This window comes from Saccharospirillum sp. HFRX-2 (assembly GCF_043196805.1).
GTDB lineage: Bacteria > Pseudomonadota > Gammaproteobacteria > Pseudomonadales > Natronospirillaceae > Saccharospirillum.
In genome coordinates this window covers 189,429-206,123 of the sequence record NZ_JBEBMU010000002.1, presented here as the reverse complement: position 1 = coordinate 206,123, position 16,695 = coordinate 189,429, and the positions used below count along the sequence as shown (strand labels likewise).

Genomic DNA, 16,695 nt, shown 5'->3' with positions numbered 1-16,695 from the left:
AAACCGCGCCGAAGCGCGGTTTGAAGAAGGCTGGATCGATCAGACGCGCATAGCGTCAACGATGGCGTTCAAGGTCGCACTCGGGCGCATAACCTTGGCAGCCAGATCACCATCGAAACGATAGTAACCACCAATCTCGACGCTGTTGCCTTGGACATCAGCCAGTTCTTTAACGATCGCAGCTTCGTTCTCGGCCATGGCCTTGTAGACAGACTGGAAGCTTGCCTTGAGGTCAGCATCTTCATCCTGGCTCGCCAGAGCTTCCGCCCAGTACAGTGCCAGATAGAAGTGTGAACCGCGGTTATCAATACCACCCAGGCGACGTGTCGGTGACTTGTTTTCCACCAGGAACTTGGCCGTTGCGGTGTCGAGCGTCTTACCCAGTACGGAGGCTTTCGGCAAACCAGCAACCGACGACAAATGCTCCAACGAAGCGGCCAGCGCCAGGAACTCACCGAGAGAATCCCAACGCAGGTAGTTCTCGGACAGCAATTGTTCGACGTGCTTGGGAGCAGAACCGCCCGCACCGGTCTCAAACAAACCACCGCCATTCATCAATGGAACAACCGACAGCATTTTCGCTGAGGTGCCCAGTTCCAGAATCGGGAAGAGGTCAGTCAGGTAGTCACGCAGGACGTTACCGGTGACCGAGATGGTGTTTTCGCCTTTCTTGACCCGATCCAGGGTAAAGCGAGTGGCTTCTTCCGGGGACATGATGCGGATATCCAGACCATCGGTGTCGAATTCCGGCAGATAGGCATTCACCTTTTTGATCAGTTCAGCATCGTGGGCGCGCTCTGGGCTGAGCCAGAAGATCGCCGGCCAACCAGTAGCACGGGCACGACTCACCGCCAATTTTACCCAGTCTTTGATCGGTGCGTCTTTGGCCTGACACATACGCCAGATGTCGCCAGCTTCCACCTCATGCGACATCAATACATTGCCATCGGCATCGACAACACGCATCACGCCATCGCTCGGCACTTCGAAGGTTTTGTCGTGTGAGCCATATTCTTCGGCTTTTTGAGCCATCAGGCCAACATTGGGAACGGTGCCCATGGTGCGCGGATCGAAGGCACCGTTTTTGCGACAGAAGTCGATGGTTTCCTGATAGACACCGGCGTAGCAGCGATCCGGGATCATGGCCACGGTATCGTGCAGGGCGTTGTCCGGACCCCACATCTGACCGGAAGAACGGATCATCGCGGGCATAGACGCATCGATGATGACATCGTTGGGCACGTGCAGGTTGGTGATGCCTTTGTCGGAGTTAACCATGGCCAACTCAGGGCGCTGTTCGAAAGTCGCTTTGATGTCCGCTTCGATGGCTGCGCGTTCATCAGCCGGCAGTTCGGCAATTTTGGTCAGCACATCGTTGAAACCGTTCTTAACGTTGACACCCAGTTTTTCAAAGGTTGCTGCGTGTTTTTCGAAGACATCTTTAAAGAAAACGGTCACGGCGTGGCCGAACATGATGGGATCAGACACTTTCATCATGGTGGCTTTCAGGTGCAGTGACAGCAAAACGCCCTCTTGTTTCGCTTCCTGGGCGGCCTTTTCATAGAAAGCGCGCAACTTGGCAACACTCATACGCGAGGAGTCGATAACTTCGCCGCTGAGAATTTTCAGCGATTTCAGAACCTGAACATCACCACCGGATACCAGCTCAATACGAACCTCGCCGGCTTTATCCATGGTCACTGACTGTTCGCTGCTGAAGAAATCGCCATCGTCCATATGAGCAACCCGGCTCTTGGATGATGAGGACCACTCACCCATGGAGTGTGGATTCGCACGGGCGTAGGCTTTGACCGACTCCGGTGCACGGCGATCTGAGTTACCTTCGCGCAACACCGGGTTAACCGCACTGCCCTTGACGCGGTCATAACGCGCCTGGATGTCTTTCTCTTCGTCATTCGATGGATTCACCGGATAGTCCGGCAGCGCGTAACCTTTGGCCTGCAGCTCTTTAATGGCAGCCGCCAACTGAGGGAAGGAGGCACTGATGTTAGGCAGCTTGATGATGTTGGCTTCCGGCGTTTTCGCCAGTTCACCCAGATAAGCCAGGTCGTCGGACTGGCGTTGGTCTTCCGTCAGATAATCAGGAAACTGAGACAGGATGCGACCGGCCAGAGAGATATCACGAACTTCGAATTCAACCCCGGATTGAGCCGCGAATGCCCGGATAATGGGGAGCAAAGAATAGGTCGCCAACGCTGGGGCTTCATCGGTCTCGGTATATACAATGGTGGGATTCTTGGTAGCCATTCTTACTCCTGTAAAGGGTTTTGCTGAGGCGATAGCGCGAAAGTTGTCGGTGAGCCATGCAGATGCCGAATGCTCGCGAAACGTACAACGTCCGGATGATGATTCAGTAACAAGGCGGCTTCAGTGTAGATACACTGCCGCAGAACACGATGGTTATATTGTGTCCAGCAGCGATCAGAGCCTCGCGTCGGGCGCATAATTTGTGGTTTTTCGTCAAAAATTGCAAGCTAGACCATTGGCCCAAAGCCCGCAAACTGACGTGACCGATCCCTTATGAGCACCGTTGTTCTGCTGAACAAACCCTTCCAGGTTCTGTGCCAATTCACCGATACCGAAGGCCGCGAAACCCTGGCCAACCACGTTTCCATTACCGGCATTTATGCCGCCGGTCGCCTGGACTATGACTCCGAAGGCCTGCTGTTGCTGACCGATGACGGGGCTTTGATCCACAGCCTGGCCAATCCGCGCTTCAAGGTACCCAAGGTTTATTACGCTCAGGTTGAGGGCGTGCCTAATGAACTCGATCTGGAGAAACTGCGCCAGGGTGTCACTTTAAAAGACGGTCCGGCGCGTCCGGTAATGGTCGACTGTGTGGACGAACCGTTCTGGCTGTGGGCCCGCCAGCCACCCATTCGTGAACGCAAAGCGATTCCCACCCAATGGTTGCGCATTACCCTGACGGAAGGTCGTAATCGCCAGGTCCGTCGTATGACCGCGGCTATTGGCTTTCCCACCCTACGCCTGATTCGTTGGTCACTGGGGGGGCTGTCGCTGGATGACTTATTACCCGGGCAATACCATACCCTGGATATGAAAACCTTAATAGATAACGGTATAAATATTCAGGCCAAAAAAAAGCGGCCCCAAGGTGGCGCCGCTTCTCGTGCTCAGAATGCGAAAGGCGTTAAACGATCGGGTTCACGTCCTGATCGTAATCGACCTGCTCATAACCGAAACCGAAAAGTTTAAAGAACTCTTTTTGGTATTCGGCAAAATCGGTCAGTTCATCAACATTACTGCTGTCAACCTGATTCCAGATCGCTTCGACTTCAGCCTGAACCTCAGGTTCGAGTTCCTTCAGGTCCATACGGATGCGACCTTCATCATCCAGGGTCAGGTCACCGCCACTATAGAGCTGATCGGCCAACAGACCATGAACCTGCTCGATGCAGCCTTCGTTCGTGCCGCGCTCTTTCATTACGCGGATCAGAATCGACAGATACAACGGCATCACTGGAATGGCTGAGCTGCTCTGAGTAACAACAGCCTTCAATACAGACACATGAGCACTGCCATTCAATTCGGCTTTCAGTTTGTTTTGAATCACGCCGCAAGCGCGGTCCACATCCTGCTTGGCACGACCAATGGTGGCACCGCCATAGATCGGCCAGGTCAGATCTTTGCCGATATAACTGTAAGCCGTGGTCTGAACGCCTTCAGCCAGAACGCCGGCCGCTGCCAGTTGATCAATCCAGCGCTCCCAATCTTCACCACCCATCACTTTGATGGTGTTGGCGATCTCTTCATCCGTCGCCGGATCTAGCGTGAAGTCGGAAACCGCCTTGGTGTCAGTGTTCAGGCTTTTACGCGTCACTGGCTCGCCAATGGCTTTCAGCGACGAGGAGTAAGTCACCCCGGTTTCCGGATCCGTACGGCGCGGTGAGCCGAGACTGTATACAACCAGGTCGACCTTGCCGCCCATGTCATTTTTGATGACGTCGATCACCTGCGCCTTGGCTTCATCAGAAAAAGCATCGGCGTTCAATGATTTGGCAAACACGCCCTCAGCAGCCGCAGCCGCTTCAAAGGCCTTGGTATTGTACCAACCTGCTGAAGCCGGACGCTTCTCTGAAGGTTCTTTTTCAAACATCACACCCAGCGTGTTGGCGCTGTAACCGAAAGCGGCAGAAATACGAGACGCCAGGCCATAACCGTTGGAGCAGCCAATGACCAGAACGTTCTTGGGGCCTGAACCACTTGGCTTATGAGCTTTGACGTAGTCGATCTGTTCCTGAACATGCACCTTGCACCCTTCCGGATGAGCGGTGGTACAGATAAAACCACGAACCTTGGGTTTGATAATCATGCCTAGAGTTCCTTGATATGGTGTATTGCTTAATGGGCCAGACAACACAGACAGGCCGAATGATCCGAACTTTAGCGCCATTTTACTGCCAGGCGTAGCAATCGGCGTCGCCGGCAGCGCAAAAGACTTGTGAGCGTCACGAACAGAGCCAGTATCCGATCTTGACCCCTACCGCCAGGGGTTTAAGCTCTGCGCCCCGCGAGGAGAAGCCAATGAATGACAGCGACTATCCCCATCTGACCGCCTCAGTCCTGATCCCAGACCAAAGCAATATATTAATGGTCAACGAAATAGATAACGGTATAAACGTCTGGAATCAACCCGCTGGTCATGTCGAGGTCGGTGAAGACATTCAGGCCGCCGCTGTTCGGGAAACACTGGAGGAAAGTCGCTATCAAGTTCAGTTAACGCACCTGCTGGGCATCTACCAGAACGTCCATGCCGCCACGGGTGTGCATTATCTGCGCGCCTGTTTTATCGGTGAAGCCGTCGCCCTGGTTGAAAATGCCAAACTTGATGCCGATATACTGCAAGCCGCCTGGCTGCCACTCGATGAGTTGCTGGCAGGACAATACCCGTTACGCAGTCCCATCGTGCACCAGTGCTTAGTGGATTATCAGGCCGGCCAGCGCTTTCCGCTGAATTGCATACAACCCTTGCTGTCACCTACCCCGTCCCAGGAGCTTTAATCGTCATGACCAATCCCGCCAACACCAAGGTCATCGTCGGCATGTCCGGCGGTGTCGATTCGTCGGTGACCGCCGCCTTGTTGCTGGAAGCGGGCTACCAGGTCGAAGGCCTGTTTATGAAAAACTGGGACGAAGACGACGGCACCGAATACTGCACCGCTAAAGAAGATTTGGCCGACGCCCAGGCGGTGAGCGATCGATTGGGCATCAAGCTGCACAAGGCCAATTTTGCCGCTGAATACTGGGACAATGTTTTCGAGCATTTCCTGGAAGAGTACAAGGCCGGACGGACACCTAACCCCGACATCCTTTGCAACCGGGAAATCAAGTTTAAAGCCTTTCTTGAATATGCCTTGACCCTGGGCGCCGATCGTATTGCTACCGGTCACTATGCGCGCACGCGTTCCGGCCCCAATGGCGCAGAGCTGTTGCGCGGTCTGGACAACAACAAAGACCAGTCTTATTTCCTGCACGCCGTGGGTCATGAACAATTCGAGAAAACCCTGTTTCCGGTCGGCGAACTGGAAAAGCCTGAAGTCCGCCGCATCGCCGAAAAATATCAACTGGCCACAGCGCGAAAAAAAGACAGCACCGGCATTTGCTTTATCGGTGAACGCCGCTTCAGCGATTTCCTAAAACAATACATCCCGGCTCAGCCTGGGGTAATTGAAACACTTGAAGGTGAGGTCATCGGCGAACATCAGGGTTTGATGTACTACACCATCGGGCAACGTCAGGGCCTGGGAATTGGCGGCACTCGCAATCATGGCGAAGCGCCCTGGTTTGTTGCTGCCAAAGACCTGGAGCGCAATGTGCTGACTGTGGTCCAGGGTACCGATCACCCGGCCCTGTTTACCAACCGGATGACGCTCAGTCATATCCATTGGGTGAGCGGTATGGCTCCGACTCTGCCGGTTCAATTGACCTGCAAACATCGTTATCGCCAGCCCGATCAAAGCTGCACCATCAGCGCCGATGGTGAGGGTTACAGCGTTGTCTTTGACGAACCTCAACGTGCTATCACGCCCGGACAATCGGCGGTGTTCTACGATGGCGAAGTCTGCCTGGGTGGCGGTGTGATTGAACAAACCTGGCTGGCGGATGCTTGAATTCGGCTAACCGACCGTCACTAACCATGCAGTGCAATCGAACGTTAACCGACACAACTCCCTGTTAAGGAATACGGATGTCGCAGACTGAACATCAGGTAATGGCTTTGGCTGGCGTTTTTCAGGCCTCTATCCTAGTCGAACAACTGGCCCGCAAAGGCCAGATCGACCGTGATGAACTGGCGCGCAGTATCCGTTCGGTATTAAACCTGAATCCGGCCAGTGTGGAAGATATCTACGAGGGTGTCAGCGGCATCCGCATCGGCTTACAGGGCGTTCGGGATGTGTTGTCGCGGCGCGGTGCCGGCATCTCAACAGAAGTGATGCGCTACGCCATGGGCATCCTCCATGCGCAGAGAAAACTATCCCGTCGCGACGACCTGATGAACAGCCTGGGAAAATCGCTGGAACGCGCCGTCGAACAGTTTCACTATTTTGATGATCCGCTGCACGACTCCGTCATTGGTGCCGCCGCCCACTGCTACCAGGAAAGCGTCAGTAAGCTGAGCTTCCGCATCCGGGTCATGGGTAATCCCAGCTATCTGCAGAACCCGCGCACAGCCGATCAGGTTCGCGCCCTGTTGCTGTTTGGCATTCGCAGCGCTCATCTGTGGCATCAGCAAGGCGGTCGCCGCTGGCATATTCTGTTCAAGCGCAATGCCCTCTACCGTAATGCCCAACAATTGCTGATGCGCAACACCCACTGAGCCTGCCTTGGCGCTGCGGGCTTCAGGCCGCTATAATCGCCAGCCTTTCGACCACCACCGACCGGATCCCGCCTGCTATGGAATTGACCGCCCTTACCGCTATTTCACCCATCGACGGCCGCTATGGCAGCAAGACCGAAGCGCTGCGTCAGCATTTCAGTGAATTCGGCCTGATTCACGCTCGGGTTCGGGTAGAAGTACGGTGGTTGCAACAGTTAGCAGCCCATCCGCAGATCGAAGAGTTACCGGCTTTCAGCGACGCCGCCCAGACCTTTCTCAACCAATTGGTTGAGAACTTCTCAGTGGCCGATGCCGAAGCGATTAAAGCCATTGAACGCACCACCAACCACGACGTCAAAGCGGTTGAGTATTTTCTGAAAGACAAGTTGTCTGAGTTCAACGAACTGGCTAACGCTGGTGAATTCGTGCACTTCGCCTGCACCTCTGAAGACATCAACAACCTGTCTCATGCGCTGATGCTCAAAAGCGGCGTTAGCGACGTCCTGGTGCCGACAATGACTGAGGTCGCGGAGCAAATCACCAAGCTCGCGCACCAGCACGCCGACCTGCCCATGCTCAGCCGCACGCACGGACAGACAGCATCGCCAACCACCTTGGGCAAGGAAATGGCCAACGTCGCCTATCGCCTGCAGCGCCAGTTGAAAGCACTGGAGCGCATCGAATATCTGGGCAAGATTAATGGCGCCGTCGGTAACTACAACGCTCACCTGGCGACCTATCCGGACATCGACTGGGAAGCCAATGCGCGCAGCTTTATTGAAAGCCTGGGGCTGGACTGGAACCCCTACACCACTCAGATCGAACCGCACGATTACATCGCCGAGCTGTTCGATACCATCAGCCGCTTCAACACAATTCTGATCGATTTTGACCGCGATATCTGGAGCTACATTTCGCTGGGTTATTTCAAGCAGAAGACCATCGCCGGCGAAGTTGGCAGCTCGACCATGCCCCACAAGGTCAACCCCATCGACTTCGAGAACTCCGAAGGCAACCTGGGTATCGCCAATGCGGTGCTGGGACATCTGGGCGCCAAACTGCCGATCTCACGCTGGCAGCGCGACCTGACCGATTCCACCGTATTGCGCTCCATGGGCGTCGGTCTGGCGCACAGCCTGATTGCTTATCAAGCCAGCCTTAAAGGCATCAGCAAGCTGGAAGCCAATCCGGAACGCCTGGCAGCCGACCTTAACCAGGCCTGGGAAGTCCTGGCCGAGGCCATTCAAACGGTGATGCGCCGCTACGGCATTGCAGAGCCCTATGAGAAGCTCAAAGCCTTCACTCGCGGCAAAGCCATCACCGAAACCATGATGCAGGATTTCGTGGCACAACTGGATTTACCGAAAGAGGCGCAACAGGCCTTGCTGGCACTGACCCCGGCAGCTTATGTTGGTAACGCCAGCGAACTGGCCAAGCGCCTCTGATCCAGATTCGACAGGCACTCTTGGCCTTACGTTTTATCGCCGCTTCAGGAGCACGATTATGAAAGTCCTGGGAGGCCTGTCGGCCCCATCCTTCCTCAGCCAATACTGGCAAAAAGCCCCTTTATTAGTGCGTTCTGCACTGCCCGACCAGAGTGATTTAATCGATGGTGATGACCTGGCCGGCCTGGCCACCGAGGAGACGGTCGAATCCCGTCTGGTCACTGCCAACGACTGGAAGCTAAGACACGGCCCATTTTACGAAGACGACTTTGCCGCCCTGCCCGAACGGGACTGGACCTTGCTGGTGCAAGCTGTCGATCACTGGGTGCCGGATATTGCGGCCCTGTTCGATCACTTCCGCTTTATTCCTAGTTGGCGACTCGACGACATCATGCTCTCCTACTCCGTCCCCGGCGGCGGTGTTGGGCCGCATTTCGATCACTACGATGTCTTCTTGATTCAACTCAGTGGCCAGCGCGAATGGCGCATTGGTCAAAGCTGCAGCGAAGCGGATGACTGCCGGGACGATACCGAACTGAACATTCTGGCGCAGTTCGAAGAGCAGGAACGCTGGGTACTGGAACCGGGTGACATGCTGTATGTGCCGCCTGGCGTTGCGCATTGGGGCACGGCGATCAGTGCAGGAATCACCTGTTCAATCGGATTCAGGGCACCATCCAGAGCACAGGTCTGGGGCGAGTTTGCGCACTTTATGGCCGAGCAGGACAGTGATTTTGAGCGCTATGCAGATCCGGATCTGCAAGCACGTAACGATCCACACCGTCTTAGTGAAGCCGATATTGACCGGGTACAGAGTTTACTGATGCAACTGACGTCGGATCGACAAGCCATAACCGAGTGGTTTGGTCGCTATATGACCGAGCCCAAATACGGCGAGTCCAGTGTTGATGAGCCCAGCTTTACTGAGAACGAAATAAAGCAGCAACTGCAACAACAGCCGCTACTGCGCAACCGTGCTGGCCGATTGGCCTATGTGCCAGGAAAGCTATTTATACAGGGGCAGGCCTTCGCGACCGATTTGAGTGAAGATCAACTGTTATGGTTGTGCGATCAGAGCAAACTCAGCGCTGCCGATCTACAGCAGAAACTGGCCGAACTACCGGCAGATATGCTGACTGAGTTGGTACAAAGGGACGTCTTTTATTTCGCCGACGCTGAAGAGCAATGGCTTTAATAGCGGTGACAACCATGACCAGCCTTCGCTGAACGGCTGTTGTGCCGACAGCTATTTAGTGCAGGGTTGCGCCTTCGGCTTCCATTTCCAGTTCTTCGTCTTCATCCAGGCTTTCGATATCCGTCGCTACCTGTACGCCCGCGCTGATCATAGCTCGCGCTACATCCAGACGCTGGTCCTGCAGTCGGTCCTTGGCTTCATCGGAAAAGCGAATGGTCAGTAACGGCTCATCTTCGGAATCGACTTTGCGCAAGGCAATATCGCCGTTTCCCAGTTCAATGATTTCCCAGTACATAGTTGCCTTTTCTATGGGTGCATGGACAACAGCTCAGCTGTGGTCGCCGAGCTCACGAATGCGATCGACCCATTGTTGCAGGTCAGTCATCCAGTTGCGGTAATGATTTGTAGTGTCTTGGTCATCCGACAGCACCAGCTCAATTCTTTCCTGGCTGCTCGATTTTACTGCGCCCTGACCCACTCTGCCGGCCCAATGTTCGCTGGCCTGGTGCAAACGCGTCAACCAGTGTTCCGGCTGGGTTAAGGCATCTTTGATGGTGCGATATTCCCAAGCGTCGGGCCGATGCTCTCCCAGTTGCCGCAACAGTTCATGCAATGGCCGGTCCGGCGTCAACGCCAGGCCATAAGCATCCGCCGCTTCGGCGACAACCGAGCGAACCGCCCGGTGCATAAAGCTCACAGCGGCATCTTCACAGGCTTCAACCAGCGCCGGGATGCCTGCAGTCTGCGCCTGATCAAGCATCAGGCGCGCCTGGTACAGCAATAGATTGGTCTGAGCGCGACGGTTCATCTGACTCAGTAATTCATGCGAAAGCCGAGGTGCAGGGCATTATCAACTTTCACATTGCTGCTGCCTCGATAGGAGGAGACGTCGTGCCAACCAACCAACAGACGAGCCTGCGGCAACACCTTGTAGGTCAGTCGTGCCTGGATATCCTGAAAACCATCCAGGCTGTTAAAGGCCAAAATCTGCGGCGAATAATACAGACTGCCCTCAGCACCCAGACCATTCATAAAGTCCGGATTCCAGCGTAGAAAGCCACCTACGGCAACAGCGCCACCGGCATCGACCCGATCTTCAAAGAAATAGCCTTTGAAACCGATGCCGCCGATCAATTCGCGGTTTTGCAAGGTTGCGTCCACCGCATTGAAACCGGCACTGAAGGCGAAGGTGCTGTCGCTACTGCTGTAACGCTCGCTGTAGAGCACGCCGGTGGTGATATGAGCAGAAGTTCCGGTACGAACCGCTTCGTGTTCAAGGCGCACAGAGGTGTCGGACAAAGAGAAATCGATGGCACCGCCAGCGTTTGCCGCCAACGGAAGGACGGCGGCAACCAACAAAAGCCACCCGGTTTTGACAGACATGCAGGAACTCCAGAATAAATTTGGCGGAATTGTACTGAATTACCACTGCAGCGGCATCATCCGACAGTCACCTCTGTGAAAGATGACACGCTCGAATGACGCCGCCGTGGCTTCGATTGGAACAATCAGGCGGTTCTCAGCCTGCCAGATCCAGCAACAGCTTGTTGAGGCGCGTGACAAAAGCCGCTGAATCCTTGGGATGCGACCCTTCGGCCAGACGGGCCTGCTCCAGCAGGATATTGGCCAGGTCCGCAAACCGCTCTTCACTGGCTTCGGCTTCCAGACGACGCACCAGCGGATGCTCCGGGTTCAGCTCGAAAATCGGCTTGGTTTCCGGAACCGGCTGCCCCGCCGCTTCCATAATACGACGCATCTGAGCGCCCATATCGTTGTCACCAACGACGATACAGGCCGGAGATTCCACCAGACGGTGAGTCATGCGTACCGCTTCAACATCGTCTTCCAGCAGCGTCTGCAAGCGCTCCAGCAACGGCTTGTGTTCATCGTTAGCCTTCTGCTGAGCTGCTTTCTCTTCCTCGGTTTCAACGCCGGACAGATCCAGACCGCCACGGGCAACATCGACCAGTTGCTTGCCATCGAATTCGCGCAAGTAACCCATCAGCCATTCATCAATGCGATCGCTCATCAGCAGCACTTCAATGCCTTTCTTGCGGAAGACTTCCAGGTGCGGGCTGTTCTTGGCGGTTTGATGACTGTCAGCGGCGACATAGTAGATCTTGTCCTGGCCTTCCTTCATACGCGCCACATAGTCATCCAGCGACTGATCCTGCTTGGCTTCGCCAGTATGAGTCGTGGCAAAGCGCAGCAGCTTGGCGATTTTCTCGTTATTCGAGGAATCTTCGGCCGGACCTTCTTTAAGTACCTGACCAAATTCGTCCCAAAACGCCTGGTATTTTTCAGCGTCTTTCTTGGCAAGCTTGGTCAGCATATCGAGCACGCGTTTGGTCAGAGCAGCGCGCATCGCATCGATGGCATCGTTGCTCTGCAGGATCTCGCGACTGACGTTCAGCGGCAGATCGTTGGAGTCGACAATGCCTTTCACAAAGCGCAGATACATCGGCAAGAACTGTTCGACGTCGTCCATGATAAAGACGCGCTGGACGTATAATTTCAAGCCGCGCACACGCTCGCGATTCCACAAATCAAACGGCGCTTTCGCTGGCACATAGAGCAAGCTGGTGTATTCCATCTTGCCTTCGACCTTGTTGTGGCTCCAGGTCAGTGCATCGCCATAGTCGTGCGAGATATGCTTGTACAGTTCCTGATATTCCTCGTCCTTGATCTCGCTTTGCGAGCGCGTCCAGAGCGCCGTTGCGCTGTTGACGGTTTCCCATTCCGGCGCTGGCTGTTCGTCTTCGCCGTCGGCTTCTTTCAGCATCTGCACTGGAATTGAGATGTGATCCGAATACTTACGGATCAGGCTACGCAAACGCCAGCCATCGGCAAAGTCGGCGCTATCGGATTTCAGATGCAGGACGATGCGCGTACCGCGTTGCGGCAGTTCGACATCGGCCAAGGTGAATTCACCGTCACCAGCACTGCTCCAATGCACGCCTTCGCTGGCTGCCAGATCGGCGCGGCGGGTAAAAACATCGACGCTGTCAGCAACGATAAAAGCGGAATAAAAACCGACACCAAACTGACCAATAAGTTGGCTATCTTTGCGTTCGTCACCGGTCAGGTTCTGCAGAAATTCAGCGGTGCCCGACTTGGCGATGGTACCCAGGTTCGCTACCACATCGTCACGGCTCATACCGATGCCGTTATCCGAGAGGCTCAGCGTCTTGGCGTCAGCGTCAAATTCGATACGGATGTTCAGATCGCTGTCATCGGCCATCAGGCTGTCGTCTTTCAGCGCCCGGAAACGCAGCTTATCGGCGGCGTCGGAGGCATTGGAGATCAACTCGCGCAGGAAAATTTCCTTGTTCGAGTACAGCGAGTGGATCATCAGTTGCAACAGTTGTTTGACTTCCGTCTGAAAACTGTGAGTTTCTTGATGGGTTTCAGGCATAGAGCACCTCAAATCAATAACTTAGCGGTGGACACAATTTATGGGTCAGCGTTCTCATTTCAAGCGGTGGCGCCTACTTCCCTCACTTTCATGCCTCAGGCAAACTGAACGGCTGCGCCATCCCGGCGCATTACTGCACAAGGAAAACCTGCAATGACTTCATCGGATGTATCCCTCAGTCCTGTCCAGGCCGTGCGTAAACGCGAAATTGTCGGCTGGGCGATGTATGACTTCGCCAATTCCAGCTACACCACCGTGGTGGTGTCCTTTATCTATTCGGCTTTTTTTGTTGCCTATATCGTGCCGCCCGAGCTGGCGCATTTGAAAAACACCTTTTGGGCGGCCAGTGTCGCCATCTCTACCGGCCTGGCGATTTTACTGGCGCCCATTGTCGGCGTGCTCTGTGACTACAGCGGCCATAAGAAGCGCTATCTGGCCTGGTGCACCTGGGTATCGGTTCTGGCCACCGGCGGGCTATTTTTCGTCGATCCGGGCAACATCGCCCTGGGCATGGCGTTTCTAATCTGCTCCAACACCGCCTGGATGCTGTCTGAGAGCTTTATTGCCAGCTTTCTGACCGAACTCGCCAACCGCGACAATATGGGGCGGATTTCCGGAATCGGCTGGGGCATCGGTTACATCGGCGGCTTATTAAGCCTGGTGATGATCATCGCCATTGTCACCACCCAGGCCAAAGATAATCTGGCACTCTATGTTGACCAAAACCAGCTGGCGATGGTTGCTATCGCACTGTTTTATGCGTTGGGTGCCCTGCCCACCTTCCTGTTCGTCAAGGAAAGAGCCGTTCCCAGACCTGGCTTCGAACACGCCAATTTAGGTGTTTTACTGCGTGCGGCCGGAACCCGCCTGAAAGACATGCGCAGCCTGATCGGTGATTACCCCGTGCTGTTCCGCTTCTTTATTGCCTTTATGGTCTTTATGGCGGGCGTGTCGGTGGTGGTGAAATTTTTCGGTATCTATGCGCAGGAAGAGATCGGCATCACCGGTGCACAATTGCTGATCATCGGTGCCACCTTGCAAATCGCCTCGATGATCGGCGCCATCGGTTTCGGCTTTCTGGAAGACTCTCTGGGTTCAAAAAATACGCTGTTGCTATCGTTGCTGTGGTGGTTATGTGGACTGTTAGGCATCTATCTGCTGGAGCCGCTGCAAAGCCTGACAGGCCTGGGAACCGTGCCGCTCTTTGTGGTGATTTCCTTTATCGCCGGTAGCGCCATGGGCGCCACTCAAAGTGCCAGTCGCGCCGTGGTGGGCCTGCTGGCTCGCCCAGAAGACTCCGCGCTGCTGTTTGGCTTGTGGGGTACCTTTGGGCGTTTTGCCATCATCATCGGTATGACCTTCGGCCCGGTCTCCGACGCCATCGGTCGCCACAATGCCCTGCTGGTGATCATGGCTTACTTTATCGTTGGCGGTCTGCTGTTACGTCGCGTGCCGCTTAGCGAAGCCATCGCTCAAGGCCCTGCCCCTGAGTCAATCCGTTAAGCCGTGCTGTCTTCATCAGCACTTTGAATAGGCTGATTCGGGTCTAATCCACGGGCCCGGATCAACTTCTTTAACGTATTACTGCGAAATTCCCGCCGATATAAAACCGCAATAATGACGGCCGTGCCGGCAACAAACCAGAACGGTCCGATAAACCACCCCACCACCGCCAGGCTGAAATAAAAGGCACGCAAGCCCAAATTGAATTGCTTGCCCGCCAAGTCCATCACCTCAGCGGTATGCAAGGCGAAGGTGTTTTTAACACCATCATCAATGCTCTCAGTCGGTGTCGGCGCAGAGCCGATCATGACCGATAAAAAACCAAACTGGCGCATGCTCCAGGTGAAACTGAGGAAGGCGTAGATATAAACGATGATCAGCATCCCCACCTTGGCTTCCCACATTGCCTTGGTACCGTCCTGAACGAAGGAAATATCATTCAGCAGCGCCATCACCTGCTCCGATGCAGCCAGGACAGTAATCAAACCACCGACGGCAAACAAACAGGCCGACGCAAAAAAAGCTGAGTTGCGTTCCAGGTTCCCCACCGCCGACATATCAGCGACACGGTTTTCACGGCGCAACAAACGCCGCATCCAGTCGATGCGAAAATGATGCATGATCGAAGACAGGCTATGGCGGCGCTTGCCTTCAATTGACGCATAACGCGTATAGGCAATCCAACTCGAGATAAAAAGTATTAAGGCGAGCCAGTCAAAAAACGGCGGCATGGTTGCGTCCTTGTTGCTCCAGGCAGATTGAAGCATTGTAGATGAGAGCGACGCCAAGTCAGAGCACCGACGCAAACAGACTGTCGTGAGTGCAACGCAAAAAAAGCCCGATAACAAACATCGGGCTTAGGCATTTCAAGGTAACGCTGCGTCAGACAGTAACCATCAGGCTGGCTGATTTGCCAAGTTGCGTGAACGAATCAACCAACATTGCAGCGCGAAACCAACAATGAACACCACCAGCCAGGCCAATAACGTCAGTTGAATTACGGGTGACGTCGGACCTTCTGCCAACGGATGCGACAACGGCACACGGGTCAGCGTTTCATTGGTGCCAGGCACCAGTGATAACAAAAAACTGAAGGACAGTCCGAAGGTAGCAAGATAAGGCCGGCTGCGGCCAAGAAAATCCAGTCTGGTCGCCAGAACACCACCGAAGGCAAACAACAGCACCACCACACCAAAAACATGACCCGCGTTAATACCACCGGTGCTGGATACTGCAAAGGAACTGAGCACCGCCAAGCTGGTTCCCAGCAGGTACAACTTGCCAGAATGCTTTGAGACATCAATAAAGCGATAGCGCACAAAGCCATACAAGCCAGCGGCGATGGGCACCAAACTTACTATGGTATGGACCGCTCCGAGGAGCGAAATGGAAGGCGACATGAATAACCTCATCATCTGTTAAACACTGCACTCAGTGCAATTAAATAGCGCTTCAAGGACTCACCTGATAACGCCTTTTCCTCTGATCCCGGTATCGGTCATCAGAAATCACAAACCAAACCTACTAGTTGGTAGGTACGATAAAAAAAATTTTTGAACTCCTCCTGGTCAGTTAGTAACCGACGTCAAACGATCGATAGCCAGCCCGACCAATTCCGGAAAGACCTGCGGGTCACCAAAGCCTCGTGCTGCCACCATAGCGCCATGAATATCGGCCATAAAAGACTTTGCTTCGGTTTCAGCAGCACGAGTCAAATTGAACTGACCGGCTTGCTGACCTGCTTCCAAAATGCGCGTTAACCAGGTCGACAGATCCCGGAAGTGCCCCTGCACTTCGACAGCAACAATGTCCGGAATGGATGGCAGCTCTGCAGCCAGCATGGCACAGACACAAAATGACGAGGTTTGACCCAGGATGCATCCAGACCAATAGTCCGCATAGGCTTTGAGTGCGCTCAGAGCATCAGGCTGATGCCGTTCCATCAATTCCAAACCTTGCAATGCTTGCTGGCGATAGCGGGAAACCACCACCCGCACTAGCTCTGCCTTGCTGGGGAAATGATGATGAATACTGGCTTTACTGATGTTCACCTGGGTCGCGATATTGGCGTAGCTAAAGCTGTTATAACCTCCGGCCTCCAATAAAGCCTGAGCGTAATTGGCGATTTCGGTCGCTTTGGGTGAAAGCTCTGTGGACATAACTACCCCATCTCTATATCTGATTGGCCATTAAAAATGGCCCCATCGGGAAGACAACCTACTAGTTGGTAGAGTGAAAAGCAAGCACTTTATAACTCTGATCTCATCAGGCCACAGCC

Annotated in this window: 16 protein-coding genes; 7 read left to right on the top strand and 9 right to left on the bottom strand. The window is 54.4% G+C overall.

Annotation, left to right across the window (positions count from 1 at the left end; genetic code table 11):
- Positions 1–39 precede the first annotated feature (39 nt).
- Positions 40–2,268: an NADP-dependent isocitrate dehydrogenase gene (locus ABMA60_RS07490; protein ID WP_392800981.1), complete on the bottom strand. Its 2,229-nt coding sequence runs from the start codon at positions 2,266–2,268 to the stop codon at positions 40–42.
- 273 nt (positions 2,269–2,541) lie between these two features.
- On the opposite strand from ABMA60_RS07490, the gene ABMA60_RS07485 reads away from it, so the two are divergent.
- Positions 2,542–3,237 (top strand): pseudouridine synthase, encoded by a 696-nt coding sequence (locus tag ABMA60_RS07485; RefSeq protein ID WP_392800978.1) that lies wholly within the window; start codon positions 2,542–2,544, stop codon positions 3,235–3,237.
- On the opposite strand, the gene fabV is transcribed toward ABMA60_RS07485, so the two are convergent.
- Entirely contained in the window at positions 3,173–4,354 is a 1,182-nt protein-coding gene (gene fabV / locus ABMA60_RS07480) for an enoyl-ACP reductase FabV (RefSeq protein ID WP_392800975.1), read from the bottom strand. The genes ABMA60_RS07485 and fabV overlap by 65 nt on opposite strands.
- A gap of 212 nt (positions 4,355–4,566) precedes the next feature.
- On the opposite strand from fabV, the gene ABMA60_RS07475 reads away from it, so the two are divergent.
- From ABMA60_RS07475 to ABMA60_RS07455, 5 genes are all read left to right on the top strand, one after another.
- Positions 4,567–5,043: an NUDIX domain-containing protein gene (locus tag ABMA60_RS07475; RefSeq protein ID WP_392800972.1), complete on the top strand. Its 477-nt coding sequence runs from the start codon at positions 4,567–4,569 to the stop codon at positions 5,041–5,043.
- A gap of 5 nt (positions 5,044–5,048) precedes the next feature.
- Positions 5,049–6,152 carry a tRNA 2-thiouridine(34) synthase MnmA gene (gene mnmA / locus ABMA60_RS07470; protein WP_392800969.1) on the top strand — a complete coding sequence of 368 codons (1,104 nt, stop codon included), beginning with the start codon at positions 5,049–5,051 and terminating at the stop codon, positions 6,150–6,152.
- 77 nt (positions 6,153–6,229) lie between these two features.
- Positions 6,230–6,859, top strand: a complete 630-nt coding sequence (gene hflD, locus ABMA60_RS07465; RefSeq protein ID WP_392800967.1) for a high frequency lysogenization protein HflD — start codon at positions 6,230–6,232, stop codon at positions 6,857–6,859.
- 77 nt (positions 6,860–6,936) lie between these two features.
- A complete protein-coding gene (purB, locus tag ABMA60_RS07460) occupies positions 6,937–8,304 on the top strand; it encodes an adenylosuccinate lyase (protein WP_392800964.1) in 1,368 nt (455 codons plus the stop codon).
- Positions 8,305–8,362: 58 nt separating this feature from the next.
- Positions 8,363–9,499 carry a JmjC domain-containing protein gene (locus ABMA60_RS07455; RefSeq protein WP_392800961.1) on the top strand — a complete coding sequence of 379 codons (1,137 nt, stop codon included), beginning with the start codon at positions 8,363–8,365 and terminating at the stop codon, positions 9,497–9,499.
- Positions 9,500–9,554: 55 nt separating this feature from the next.
- On the opposite strand, the gene ABMA60_RS07450 is transcribed toward ABMA60_RS07455, so the two are convergent.
- The 4 genes from ABMA60_RS07450 to htpG form a co-directional block, all read right to left on the bottom strand.
- Positions 9,555–9,794 carry a hypothetical protein gene (locus ABMA60_RS07450; RefSeq protein WP_392800957.1) on the bottom strand — a complete coding sequence of 80 codons (240 nt, stop codon included), beginning with the start codon at positions 9,792–9,794 and terminating at the stop codon, positions 9,555–9,557.
- Between the two features lie 33 nt (positions 9,795–9,827).
- On the bottom strand, positions 9,828–10,307 hold the full coding sequence (locus tag ABMA60_RS07445; protein WP_392800954.1) for a DUF6586 family protein: 480 nt from the start codon (positions 10,305–10,307) through the stop codon (positions 9,828–9,830).
- Positions 10,308–10,312: 5 nt separating this feature from the next.
- Entirely contained in the window at positions 10,313–10,882 is a 570-nt protein-coding gene (locus ABMA60_RS07440; RefSeq protein WP_392800951.1) for a YfaZ family outer membrane protein, read from the bottom strand.
- 136 nt (positions 10,883–11,018) lie between these two features.
- Positions 11,019–12,914 carry a molecular chaperone HtpG gene (htpG, locus tag ABMA60_RS07435; protein WP_392800948.1) on the bottom strand — a complete coding sequence of 632 codons (1,896 nt, stop codon included), beginning with the start codon at positions 12,912–12,914 and terminating at the stop codon, positions 11,019–11,021.
- A 153-nt stretch (positions 12,915–13,067) separates the two neighbouring features.
- On the opposite strand from htpG, the gene ABMA60_RS07430 reads away from it, so the two are divergent.
- Positions 13,068–14,417 (top strand): MFS transporter, encoded by a 1,350-nt coding sequence (locus tag ABMA60_RS07430; protein WP_392800946.1) that lies wholly within the window; start codon positions 13,068–13,070, stop codon positions 14,415–14,417.
- Here the strand turns inward: ABMA60_RS07430 and ABMA60_RS07425 are convergent.
- The 3 genes from ABMA60_RS07425 to ABMA60_RS07415 all read right to left on the bottom strand — a co-directional run bounded on the left by ABMA60_RS07425 (position 14,414) and on the right by ABMA60_RS07415 (position 16,576).
- A complete protein-coding gene (locus ABMA60_RS07425) occupies positions 14,414–15,205 on the bottom strand; it encodes a DUF599 domain-containing protein (RefSeq protein ID WP_392800944.1) in 792 nt (263 codons plus the stop codon). The genes ABMA60_RS07430 and ABMA60_RS07425 overlap by 4 nt on opposite strands.
- A gap of 108 nt (positions 15,206–15,313) precedes the next feature.
- The gene (locus ABMA60_RS07420) at positions 15,314–15,766 is read right to left on the bottom strand and encodes a hypothetical protein (protein WP_392800941.1); all 453 of its coding nucleotides are present in this window, start codon (positions 15,764–15,766) and stop codon (positions 15,314–15,316) included.
- 219 nt (positions 15,767–15,985) lie between these two features.
- Entirely contained in the window at positions 15,986–16,576 is a 591-nt protein-coding gene (locus tag ABMA60_RS07415; RefSeq protein WP_392800939.1) for a TetR/AcrR family transcriptional regulator, read from the bottom strand.
- Positions 16,577–16,695 lie beyond the last annotated feature (119 nt).